This is a genomic window from Rahnella selenatireducens (assembly GCF_046449555.1).
Taxonomy (GTDB): domain Bacteria; phylum Pseudomonadota; class Gammaproteobacteria; order Enterobacterales; family Enterobacteriaceae; genus Rahnella; species Rahnella selenatireducens.
The window spans coordinates 16,386-26,534 of record NZ_JBKEZJ010000030.1 but is presented as its reverse complement, the minus strand read 5'-3'; the positions used below and the strand labels follow the sequence as shown (position 1 = coordinate 26,534).

Annotated in this window: 13 protein-coding genes; 6 read left to right on the top strand and 7 right to left on the bottom strand. The window is 48.7% G+C overall.

The genetic code is table 11. From position 1 onward, the window contains the following. Positions 1-274 precede the first annotated feature (274 nt). Positions 275-814: a gamma carbonic anhydrase family protein gene (locus tag ACLBVC_RS24265; protein WP_410151733.1), complete on the top strand. Its 540-nt coding sequence runs from the start codon at positions 275-277 to the stop codon at positions 812-814. Positions 815-863: 49 nt separating this feature from the next. Here the strand turns inward: ACLBVC_RS24265 and aroE are convergent, their stop codons facing one another. The 5 genes from aroE to dprA are packed head-to-tail and all read right to left on the bottom strand — an operon-like array spanning position 864 to position 4,456. Then, the gene (aroE, locus tag ACLBVC_RS24260) at positions 864-1,682 is read right to left on the bottom strand and encodes a shikimate dehydrogenase (RefSeq protein ID WP_410151732.1); all 819 of its coding nucleotides are present in this window, start codon (positions 1,680-1,682) and stop codon (positions 864-866) included. 12 nt (positions 1,683-1,694) lie between these two features. Next, the gene (tsaC, locus tag ACLBVC_RS24255; RefSeq protein ID WP_410151731.1) at positions 1,695-2,264 is read right to left on the bottom strand and encodes an L-threonylcarbamoyladenylate synthase type 1 TsaC; all 570 of its coding nucleotides are present in this window, start codon (positions 2,262-2,264) and stop codon (positions 1,695-1,697) included. Beyond that, positions 2,257-2,817 carry a DNA topoisomerase family protein gene (locus ACLBVC_RS24250; protein ID WP_410151730.1) on the bottom strand — a complete coding sequence of 187 codons (561 nt, stop codon included), beginning with the start codon at positions 2,815-2,817 and terminating at the stop codon, positions 2,257-2,259. Before ACLBVC_RS24250 ends, tsaC begins: the two co-directional genes overlap by 8 nt. A gap of 24 nt (positions 2,818-2,841) precedes the next feature. After that, positions 2,842-3,315, bottom strand: coding sequence for a DUF494 family protein (locus ACLBVC_RS24245; RefSeq protein WP_410151729.1), 474 nt, complete (start codon positions 3,313-3,315; stop codon positions 2,842-2,844). Beyond that, positions 3,287-4,456, bottom strand: a complete 1,170-nt coding sequence (gene dprA / locus ACLBVC_RS24240; RefSeq protein WP_410151728.1) for a DNA-protecting protein DprA — start codon at positions 4,454-4,456, stop codon at positions 3,287-3,289. Before dprA ends, ACLBVC_RS24245 begins: the two co-directional genes overlap by 29 nt. 128 nt (positions 4,457-4,584) lie before the next feature. Here dprA and def point away from each other — a divergent pair, with 128 nt between their 5' ends. The 5 genes from def to mscL all read left to right on the top strand — a co-directional run bounded on the left by def (position 4,585) and on the right by mscL (position 9,400). Continuing rightward, entirely contained in the window at positions 4,585-5,097 is a 513-nt protein-coding gene (gene def, locus ACLBVC_RS24235) for a peptide deformylase (protein ID WP_101080126.1), read from the top strand. A 25-nt stretch (positions 5,098-5,122) separates the two neighbouring features. After that, positions 5,123-6,058, top strand: coding sequence for a methionyl-tRNA formyltransferase (fmt, locus tag ACLBVC_RS24230; protein WP_410151727.1), 936 nt, complete (start codon positions 5,123-5,125; stop codon positions 6,056-6,058). Positions 6,059-6,132: 74 nt separating this feature from the next. Next, positions 6,133-7,422 (top strand): 16S rRNA (cytosine(967)-C(5))-methyltransferase RsmB, encoded by a 1,290-nt coding sequence (rsmB, locus tag ACLBVC_RS24225; protein ID WP_410151726.1) that lies wholly within the window; start codon positions 6,133-6,135, stop codon positions 7,420-7,422. A 60-nt stretch (positions 7,423-7,482) separates the two neighbouring features. Continuing rightward, entirely contained in the window at positions 7,483-8,859 is a 1,377-nt protein-coding gene (gene trkA, locus ACLBVC_RS24220; protein WP_410151725.1) for a Trk system potassium transporter TrkA, read from the top strand. 124 nt (positions 8,860-8,983) lie between these two features. Further along, on the top strand, positions 8,984-9,400 hold the full coding sequence (gene mscL / locus ACLBVC_RS24215) for a large-conductance mechanosensitive channel protein MscL (protein ID WP_410151724.1): 417 nt from the start codon (positions 8,984-8,986) through the stop codon (positions 9,398-9,400). Positions 9,401-9,430: 30 nt separating this feature from the next. Here the strand turns inward: mscL and ACLBVC_RS24210 are convergent, their stop codons facing one another. Together ACLBVC_RS24210 and zntR are read right to left on the bottom strand one after the other, a co-directional pair. After that, positions 9,431-9,631 carry an alternative ribosome-rescue factor A gene (locus tag ACLBVC_RS24210; protein WP_410151723.1) on the bottom strand — a complete coding sequence of 67 codons (201 nt, stop codon included), beginning with the start codon at positions 9,629-9,631 and terminating at the stop codon, positions 9,431-9,433. Positions 9,632-9,731: 100 nt separating this feature from the next. Next, positions 9,732-10,148, bottom strand: coding sequence for a Zn(2+)-responsive transcriptional regulator (zntR, locus tag ACLBVC_RS24205; protein ID WP_410151722.1), 417 nt, complete (start codon positions 10,146-10,148; stop codon positions 9,732-9,734). Position 10,149: the final 1 nt, after the last annotated feature.

Here is a 10,149-nt window from a genome sequence, read left to right as displayed (position 1 = left end):
CATCCGGTTGCCGCTGTTTTTAATCTTTCCGACCCGGTCACTTCGTGATGTTGTTCACGTTGTTCCCTGTCGATGGAGCGGCATTATAGGGATCCGAATTTTTTGCACAAGCCTTTTTTTGAATAAAAGGATCGACTGCGTATTTTTCGACCCTTTCGCGGAGATCTCGTCCGATCCGCTGATTTTGACACCGATCTTATCTCTCCTGAATTGGTATTTCCTACGGCCAGGACTATATTGCCAAGGCTAAAACTCAATTATGAGGTACTTACCTATGTCTCAGGCTTTACGCCCTTATCAGGGATTAACGCCAACATTGGGTGAAAGGGTGATGGTGGATCCTTCCAGTGTTGTTATCGGGGATGTTGCTCTTGCGGATGATGTCAGTATCTGGCCGCTGGTTGTCATACGCGGTGATGTAAATAGTGTCTCGGTGGGTTGCAGATCAAATGTGCAGGATGGCAGTGTGTTGCATGTGACTCATCAGTCCCGTCAGAATCCTGAAGGGCATCCTCTTATTATTGGCGAAGACGTCACGGTCGGGCATAAAGCAATGCTACATGGCTGTGCGATCGGAAACCGGGTTCTGGTAGGAATGGGATCAATACTGCTGGATGGAGCGATCATAGAAGATGATGTGATGATTGGCGCAGGAAGTTTGGTTCCCCCAGGAAAGCGGCTCGAAAGTGGCTATCTCTATCTAGGAAGCCCAGTTAAGCAGATCCGCGAACTGACCGCCGATGAACTTGCGGGGCTGACCTACTCTTCAAATAACTATGTCACATGGAAAGATGTCTATCTGGCGATTAAATAGTTAACGAGCTTGGACAGCGTATGCAACAAGGCTGTTCAGGCTCTTTCAGTTAGCCCAGTAAATCTTGTTTTAACTGCGCCAGCACGGGTTCTATTTCCGGCATAACACCGTGCCATAAATAGAAAGCATGAGCGGCCTGTCCCACCAGCATTCCCAAACCATCGGCATAACGGGTCACACCGTTGTCTTTAACCCAGTAAAGAAAAGGCGTCAGACCGGCCTGATAATACATATCGTAAACCCGCGTCTGTACAGTCAAAATCTGCTCAGAGATAGCCGGGATTTCACCATTAATACCTGATGCCGTAGCATTGATAACCAGATTGAATGTCTCGCCGGCTAGATCGCTGAACGCAAGAGCCCGGATATCACCTTTGCTCTCGAATATATGACTGAGATGTTGTGCACGTTCAAAAGTACGGTTGGTGACGACGACAGAGCATCCGTAGGATAAAAGCGGAAGGATCACTCCCCGCGCAGCTCCGCCAGCGCCTATCAGCAATACTCGATCGCCGGGCTGAATAAGCGCCAGACGTTCCAGGTCACTCAACATTCCTATGCCGTCGGTGTTATCCCCGAGCAGCCTTCCATCTTCAAGTTTTTTGAGAGTATTTACAGCGCCAGACATCGCCGCGCGGTCGGTCAGTTCATCCGACTCAGCAAATGCCCGTTCTTTGAAAGGCACGGTAATGTTTGCCCCGCTGGCACCCTTTTCAAAAAAGGATCGCAGCGTTTCTTCAAACTCTTCATTTGGCGCCAGCATCGTTCCATAACTGTGTTCAAGACCTGTCTGGCTAGCAAACAATGCATGAATACGTGGGGATTTGCTGTGACTGATTGGATTACCGAATACCGCGAAAGATGGCATGACTTTCGTTCCTTAGCCTTGACGAATGAGATCGCCGGTGAGGGCATCCCTGATTTCAGATGGGTTTTCTCTTCCACCCACTTGACCGTTAAGCACGGGGAAATCCTCACCAAACTGGAGACGGACTTCATCAGCAAATCGGCAGGGTTCCTGGCCATTCAGGTTCGCGCTGGTGGAAACCAACGGTTTTCCAAATTGCTGGCAGAGCTCTTTAACCAGCGGGTGATCGGTTACGCGAACCGCCAGCGACGAGAAGCGCCCGGTCAGCCAGTCAGGCGTAGAGGGTTTTGCAGGCATCACCCAGGTCACCGGTCCAGGCCAAAACGACAAGATATGTTCGAGTTGCTGATGGGTTAATGATGAATCATCAATAAAAGGGAGAAGTTGCTGATAGTTATCGGCGATTAAAATTAGCCCTTTATCTTTAGGACGTTTTTTAAGAGCCAAAAGAGACTCAACCGCCGGCTCGCTGTCAGGATCACAACCTAACCCGAATACGGCCTCAGTCGGATAAGCGATAACCTGCTGTTGATGTAATGCTTCAAGTACCTTCGCAAGTGAGTTTTCTGCTTCTTTATTCATTTTCTTCGTTATCTTTTATTTCTACGGCTTTGCCGCACAGTTTACTGGCACAAAATAGTTTTATACCTTGCGCCGTTTTCTTTTCCATCAATAAAGGATATTGGCAGTGCGCGCACTCACCGGCAACGGGCTTATTATTGATGGCAAACTGGCAGTCAGGGTAGCGGTCGCAGGCGTGAAAAAGCTTACCAAAGCGAGACTTACGCTGCAGCAGAAGCCCTTTACCACATTGCGGACAACCAAGGCTGGTTTCTTCGGGTTTATCGATGACTTCAATATGATCACATTCCGGGTACTCGCTGCACCCGATAAACATCCCATAACGCCCCTGGCGAAGCACCAGCGTGGCGCTGCATTTAGGACATAACTGCCCGTCCAGGATTTTTACAATATGTCCGTCAGCCTGTGATTTCAGGGGGCGGATATATTCGCACTGTGGATAGGATGAACAGCTGAGAAAAGGGCCGTGGCGACCACTACGGATCACCAGTTCGGCCCCACATTCCGGACAGGATTCATTTTGCTTCTCAGCAAAAAGTGCTGCTTTTGTCATATGTTACGTTTTACCTGTTATCTCTTAGTGCAGATAACCTTCATTAACTTCAAATAACAGCTCTTCCATTTGCTGATATGCACTTTCATATCCGGGAATATTAAAGAGAACCATCAGCACCACCCACTTAAGATCCTCAAGATCGAATTCTTCAGTGTCCAGAGCCATAACACGATCGATAACCATTTCCCGGGTATCGAAGTTTAAAACCTTTATCTGTTCCAGGAACAACAAAAATCCACGACAACTGCTATCTAACCGGCTCGTTTCATCGTCGGTATAAACACGTAATGCTGAAGGATCTGAATCCAGCATATAAGATGGGGTTCCACCCTCTTGCATATCCGCAAGTTTTTCAAGCCAATTCAGCGCATTGTGAATATCGGCCCGGTGAAAACCAGCCTCGGTCAAGTCATCCGTTAACCTATCCTCGTCAACATTCATCTCCGCTTCGTTGTGAATGTAAGTTTCAAATAAGTACATTAGTACGTCGAACATGGCTTGCCCTCTTAATTCGGACATAGCCGCCGGATACAGCTGCGATCCATCCTGCTAACTCCAGCTCGAGTAGTTTACCTACCACTTCTGGCACAGGTTGGCCGGCACGTTCGGCGACGACGTCAACAGATGTCACCTCATATTCTACGTTAGCCAACACATCAGCAAATGGCAATTCAACTTCGCATTCTTGTGCACAAATAATCGCCTCTGACGCCTTTGGGGGCTTATGACAGGGTACTTTTGGCCGTTCGGGGATTCGCAGAGTCGGAAACCAGGTTAAGCCGCTGCCAATATGCTCGGCAATATCATTAGGCTCAGTAACCAGGTAAGCGCCCTGTTGGATAAGCCAGTGGGTTCCTTCAGACGTCGGGCTGCCTAGTGGCCCGGGCAAAGCAAAAACTTCTCTTCCCTGTTCAAGTGCATAACGGGCGGTGATCAACGACCCGCTGCGTAACGTTGCTTCAACAACCAGAACACCCACGCTGAGACCACTGATAATGCGGTTCCGGCGCGGAAAGTTGGCCGCAAGTGGTGGTACCGTCACCAGATGCTCCGAAACCAGCGCCCCGTCTTGCTCAAGAATGCTGTCGGCTAACTTCAAATGACGGGATGGATAACGTTTCATCAGCCCGCTGCCAAGAACCGCGATAGTCTTTCCCTGAGCCTCCAGTGTGGCTTTATGACTTATACCATCGATTCCCATCGCAAGCCCGCTCGTCACGGTAAAGCCGCTGCTTACCAGCCCGCTGGCAAAAACCTGCGCATATTGCTCACCGTAATGGGTGTAATGGCGGCTTCCCACCATCGCTATTTGAGGAGATAACAGTAAATCAGGGTTTCCTTCGACGAATAAGATCAATGGCGGAGACGGAATTTGCGCTAACAGCGGCGGATAGAGCGCGCTGCTAAATGTGATAAGGTGCCGGCTATCCCCTTCAAGCCAGTTCAGCGACGCGGATAGCCATTGCTTATTGATATTCCTGAAATCTTCCATTTGTTCAGCGGTAAGTCCGCACGAGAATAATTCAGTAGGGCCATATTGTCCCAGGCAAAATAACGTCCGAATAATGCCTTCTGCGCGGCCAGCATCAAGACGCCTGACGGCTGATAAACGTATCCACACTTCCTGTAATGTCATTATCCTGCCCCTGTTCAATGCCTTTCGACTAAGGATTCAATTGGCAGAGGATGCTGTCAATCGGAGCAGGAAATGTCTAGAATAGAGTCTATATATCTTCAATCAATTGAATAAAGATCCAGAAAAATATGTCCGTATTACAGATATTACATTTCCCAGACGAGCGGCTTCGCATTACCGCAAAACCGGTCAAAGAAGTTAACGCCGAAATTCAGCAGATCGTGGATGATATGTTTGAAACCATGTATGCAGAAGAAGGCATTGGCCTGGCTGCAACTCAGGTAGACATTCATCAACGTATTATCGTTATCGATGTCTCTGAGAATCGCGACGAACGCCTGGTTCTCATCAATCCGGAGCTGCTGGAAAAAAGCGGCGAAACCGGTATTGAAGAAGGCTGCCTGTCGATCCCTGATCAACGTGCGCTGGTGCCACGGGCTGAAAAAGTGAAAGTCCGCGCTTTAGATCGTGAGGGTAAAACTTTCGAGCTGGAAGCTGATGATTTACTGGCGATTTGCATCCAGCATGAAATGGATCATCTGGTGGGTAAATTATTCGTGGATTACCTGTCGCCACTGAAACGTCAGCGCATTCGCCAGAAGATGGAAAAAATGGCCAAGCTGAACGCACGGGCTGACTAATATTCGAGTTATACAGGACACTCCTTTGCGGATCATATTTGCCGGTACCCCAGACTTCGCAGCGCGTCATCTTGACGCGCTTTTGTCATCAGACCATCAGGTTGTAGGTGTATTTACCCAACCCGACCGCCCGGCCGGCCGTGGTAATAAGCTGACCGCAAGCCCGGTCAAAACGCTGGCACTGGCTCATGATATTCCCGTGTTTCAGCCGAAATCTTTGCGCCCTGAAGAAAACCAGTCGTTAGTGTCCGATTTGGAAGCTGATGTGATGGTGGTCGTGGCTTATGGCCTGATTCTGCCTAAAGCCGTGCTGGATATGCCTAAACTGGGTTGCATTAACGTGCACGGTTCCCTGTTGCCGCGCTGGCGTGGTGCCGCGCCGATTCAGCGTTCTTTGTGGGCGGGCGATACCAAAACAGGTATCACCATCATGCAGATGGATGTGGGTTTGGATACCGGCGACATGCTGCATAAAGTGGAATGCGACATTCTTCCGGAAGATACCAGTGCATCCCTGTACAACAAACTGGCTGAGCTCGGCCCGGAAGGGATGCTTGAAACGCTCAGGCAGCTGGCTAACGGCACGGCTCAACCAGAAGTTCAGAACGAAGGGCTTGTTACGTACGCTGAAAAGCTGAGCAAAGAGGAAGCGCGTTTAGACTGGACGCTTTCCGCTGACCAGCTGGAACGTTGCATACGTGCATTTAATCCGTGGCCAGTCAGCTTCTTTATGATTGATGACCAGCCCGTGAAAGTCTGGTCAGCTGAAAGTTTATCTGTAAGTCACAGTGCCCTGCCCGGCACGATTGTTTCTGCGGATAAAAAGGGGATCCAGATTGCTACGTCTGACGGCATCCTGAATATTACCCAACTGCAACCTTCAGGTAAAAAGGCCATGTCTGCGCAGGATTTGCTGAACTCTCGTCGTGAATGGTTTATCGAAGGCTCTCGTTTAGCCTGACACTTCCGACTACGCCCGATATTTCGTCGGGCCTTATCTCTTTGATAATGCTGATCCATTCAGCCATTTGAACAATGAAAACAGCCTATAATCTCCGTAGTATTGCAGCTCAAGCCATCAGCCAGGTTTTAGACAAAGGTTTGTCTTTGTCGACGGTCCTCCCAGGTCTGCAAAAAAATATTTCAGAAAAAGATCGCGGATTGTTGCAGGAATTATGTTTCGGCACGTTGAGGGTATTGCCTCAGCTCGAAGGGTGCCTGCAACAACTCATGGCAAAACCGTTGAAGGGAAAGCAACGGACGCTGCATTACTTACTGATGGTTGGCTTGTATCAGCTTATTCATACGCGAATTCCCGCTCATGCAGTATTGGCAGAAACCGTTGATGGTGCAGTGGCACTAAAGCGCCCTCAACTAAAAGGTCTCATCAACGGCGTTCTCCGTCAGTTCCAGCGTCAGCAGGAAGAATTGCTGCAACGTATGGCCTATAACGACAACCACTATCTTCATCCGAGCTGGCTTCTTAATCGTCTGAAGAAAACCTACCCTGACGCCTGGGAAAAGATTGTTGATGCAAATAATCAAAGACCGCCAATGTGGCTGCGTGTAAATCGCAGACATCATACCCGCGACGATTACCTTCACTTATTGAATGAAGCCCAAATTGAAGCCGTTCCACATCCTGAATATTCCGATGCATTACGTCTGGTCACGCCTTGTCAGGTCAGTCTGCTTCCTGGATTTGCAGAAGGATGGGTGACGGTTCAGGATGCCTCGGCACAGGCCAGTGTTGATCTGCTGGATCCGCATGATGGCGAGATGATCCTCGATCTGTGCTGCGCGCCGGGTGGCAAAACGACCCACATACTTGAAGCTGCGCCTAAATCTCATGTGCTGGCCGTTGATGTGGATGAACAACGCCTGAAACGTGTGCATGAGAATCTGCAACGTTTAAAACTCAATGCGGAAGTGAAACAGGGCGATGGCCGTGAGCCGCAGGTTTGGGCGGGCGACCGTATTTTTGACCGTATTCTGCTTGATGCGCCGTGTTCGGCCACCGGCGTTATCCGCCGGCATCCCGACATAAAATGGTTGCGCAGAGACAGCGATATTGCTGAGCTTGCAGGTTTGCAAAAAGAGATCCTGGAAGCCGTCTGGCCACGCCTTAAAAGTAAAGGTGTAATGGTTTACGCAACATGCTCAGTTTTACCCGAAGAAAACTGCCTCCAAATAGCGGAATTCCTGAAATCCCACCCGGATGCGACATTGGTTGAGACCGGCACGATGGAAAATCCTGGCAGACAAAATCTTCCGCACGCCGAAGACGGTGATGGCTTCTATTACGCTAAACTGATCAAAAGCTGATTGTTTGGTATTAATGCTACTTACTCAGGCTGAAATCTTCGAAGCCAAGCAGAGAGTCATATGAAAATAATAATTCTCGGTGCCGGACAAGTCGGCGGAACGCTCGCTGAAAACCTGGTGGGTGAAAACAACGACATTACCGTTGTCGATACCAATACCGTTCGGTTACGTCAGCTTCAGGACAAATTTGACCTGCGCGTTGTGCAGGGACATGGCTCTCACCCACGCGTACTCCGCGAAGCCGGAGCTGAAGATGCCGATATGTTGGTGGCTGTGACTAATTCTGACGAAACCAATATGGTGGCATGTCAGATTGCGTATTCGCTTTTCAATACCCCAAACCGCATCGCACGCATCCGCTCCACGGAATACATCCGTGAATCCGAAAAGCTTTTCCATCCTGAAGCTGTGCCGATTGACCATCTGATTTCACCTGAGCAATTAGTTACCGATTACATCTACAAACTAATCGAGTATCCGGGCGCATTACAGGTTGTGAACTTTGCAGAAGGGAAAGTGAGCATTGCCGCAGTGAAAGCCTATTATGGCGGCCCTCTGGTAGGTAATGCGCTCTCTTCAATGCGTGAACATATGCCGCACATCGAAACTCGCGTTGCGGCAATCTTCCGCCAGGACCGTCCGATTCGTCCGCAGGGCTCAACCATTATTGAAGCGGGTGATGAAGTGTTCTTTGTGGCCGCCTCTCAGCACATCCGTGCGGTTATGAGCGAACTTCAACGGCTCGAAAAACCGTACAAACGCATCATGATCGTCGGCGGCGGTAATGTCGGTGCCGGGCTGGCACAGAAGCTTGAGAAGAATTACAGCGTAAAACTGATCGAACGCGATCAGCAGCGGGCAGCTGAACTGGCCGAGTTGCTGCAGGACACGATTGTCTTCTACGGCGATGCTTCTGATCAGGAGTTGTTAGCAGAAGAACATATCGAACAAGTTGATGTGTTTATTGCGATCACCAATGATGATGAAGCAAACATCATGTCAGCAATGCTTGCAAAGCGTATGGGTGCCAAGAAAGCCATGGTCCTCATTCAGCGCAGCGCGTACGTGGATTTGGTGCAAGGAAGCGTGATTGATATTGCGATTTCACCTCAACAGGCAACAATTTCAGCACTGCTTGGACACGTCAGAAAAGCAGATATTGTCAGCGTTTCGTCGTTGCGTCGTGGTGTCGCTGAAGCGATTGAGGCGATTGCTCATGGCGATGAGACAACATCTAAAGTTGTCGGTCGTACGGTGGAACAAATTAAATTACCGCCAGGCACGACTATCGGCGCGATCGTCCGCGGGAATGACGTCATCATTGCGAATGGGACAAGCAGGATCCAACAAGGTGATCACGTGGTGATGTTCATTACGGATAAGAAATTTGTCAGGGATGTGGAACGCCTGTTCCAACCGAGCCCATTCTTCTTGTAAATTGATGAGTTGCCGATAATATTTGCCACTTAGCGGGATCCAGTAAAGAACTTTTGTAGCAAAGACGCGACATATGGTCTTTACTTTGTTGGACACATTTGATGAATTTGCCAAGGAGTAATTTATGAGTTTTATGAAAGAGTTTCGTGAATTTGCCATGCGCGGCAACGTGGTTGACCTGGCTGTCGGTGTAATCATTGGTGCAGCCTTCGGCAAGATAGTGTCATCATTTGTTGCTGATATTATTATGCCACCGCTGGGCCTGCTGATTGGTGGCGTCGATTTCAAGCAGTTCGCTTTTGTACTCAGAGATGCGCAAGGTACAGTACCGGCAGTTGTCATGCATTACGGCGTGTTTGTCCAAAATATTTTTGATTTCGTCATTGTTGCCTTGGCAATCTTCTGTGCGATCACATTGATGAACAAAATGCGCCGTAAACAGGAAGATGTCCCTGCGGCGCCTCCGAAACCGACTGCAGAAGAAACTTTGCTTGCAGAAATTCGTGATCTACTTAAAGAGCAGCAGACACCGAAATTGTAACGAATAACAAAGTTGCTGTAGTGTTCGGTTTTAGAAGGGCAGTGTTGAATATTCGATTAAACACTCAACACTGCCCTCCAGATAATTCCCTTTCCCATTTTTTTCTTTTCTACGATAACTTCCCTTACCCTTTTGATTCTTTTCAATACGCTGTTTAAACAACGGATCATGAAGAAGGGCCTGTAAAGCATTATCCTGAATGTTCCCTTTTTGGTGCTTATATTGAGTCATAGATTCCTCGAACTCCAGAATTACAAATAGGCTAAAATGCCAGCGCATCATACTGCCTTTAATTTCCAACCGGTAGTACTTTTCGTAACATCTGAACGACTCAGGTCACTTTACCTGCCCCATCCTCAAGCGCCTCTAAGATTGAGCAGCTTTCACTGGTATGTGCAGAACCACAACAGGCAGCACTCAATCTTTTCAAAGATTCCCGCATCCGGGTGAGTTCCTGTAATTTCAGTTCAACCTCAGCGAGACGCTCATCAACAATAGACTTTGATTCCTGACATGTATGATGTACAGGATCGACCCGAATCGAAAGCAATTCTTTAATTGCTTCAAGCGTAAACCCGGTAGATTTTGCATACCTAATGAAACGCAACCGTTGTAAGTCGTTTTCATCATATTGACGATAACCGGAGGAAGTTCGTAAACCCGCCGCCATCATTTCCTGTTTTTCATAATAACGAACAGTATCCGTAGAGACCCCCGCCAAAGCAGCTAGCTCACCAATTTTATACATA

Coding starts and splice junctions, on each gene's coding strand:
- tsaC (WP_410151731.1), bottom strand. CDS start 2,264: ATGAATAAAGAAGCAGAAAACTCACTTGCGAAGGTACTTGAAGCATTA.
- rsmB (WP_410151726.1), top strand. CDS start 6,133: ATGAAAACAGCCTATAATCTCCGTAGTATTGCAGCTCAAGCCATCAGC.
- ACLBVC_RS24245 (WP_410151729.1), bottom strand. CDS start 3,315: ATGTTCGACGTACTAATGTACTTATTTGAAACTTACATTCACAACGAA.
- mscL (WP_410151724.1), top strand. CDS start 8,984: ATGAGTTTTATGAAAGAGTTTCGTGAATTTGCCATGCGCGGCAACGTG.
- ACLBVC_RS24210 (WP_410151723.1), bottom strand. CDS start 9,631: ATGACTCAATATAAGCACCAAAAAGGGAACATTCAGGATAATGCTTTA.
- def (WP_101080126.1), top strand. CDS start 4,585: ATGTCCGTATTACAGATATTACATTTCCCAGACGAGCGGCTTCGCATT.
- trkA (WP_410151725.1), top strand. CDS start 7,483: ATGAAAATAATAATTCTCGGTGCCGGACAAGTCGGCGGAACGCTCGCT.
- ACLBVC_RS24265 (WP_410151733.1), top strand. CDS start 275: ATGTCTCAGGCTTTACGCCCTTATCAGGGATTAACGCCAACATTGGGT.
- ACLBVC_RS24250 (WP_410151730.1), bottom strand. CDS start 2,817: ATGACAAAAGCAGCACTTTTTGCTGAGAAGCAAAATGAATCCTGTCCG.
- zntR (WP_410151722.1), bottom strand. CDS start 10,148: ATGTATAAAATTGGTGAGCTAGCTGCTTTGGCGGGGGTCTCTACGGAT.
- aroE (WP_410151732.1), bottom strand. CDS start 1,682: ATGCCATCTTTCGCGGTATTCGGTAATCCAATCAGTCACAGCAAATCC.
- dprA (WP_410151728.1), bottom strand. CDS start 4,456: ATGACATTACAGGAAGTGTGGATACGTTTATCAGCCGTCAGGCGTCTT.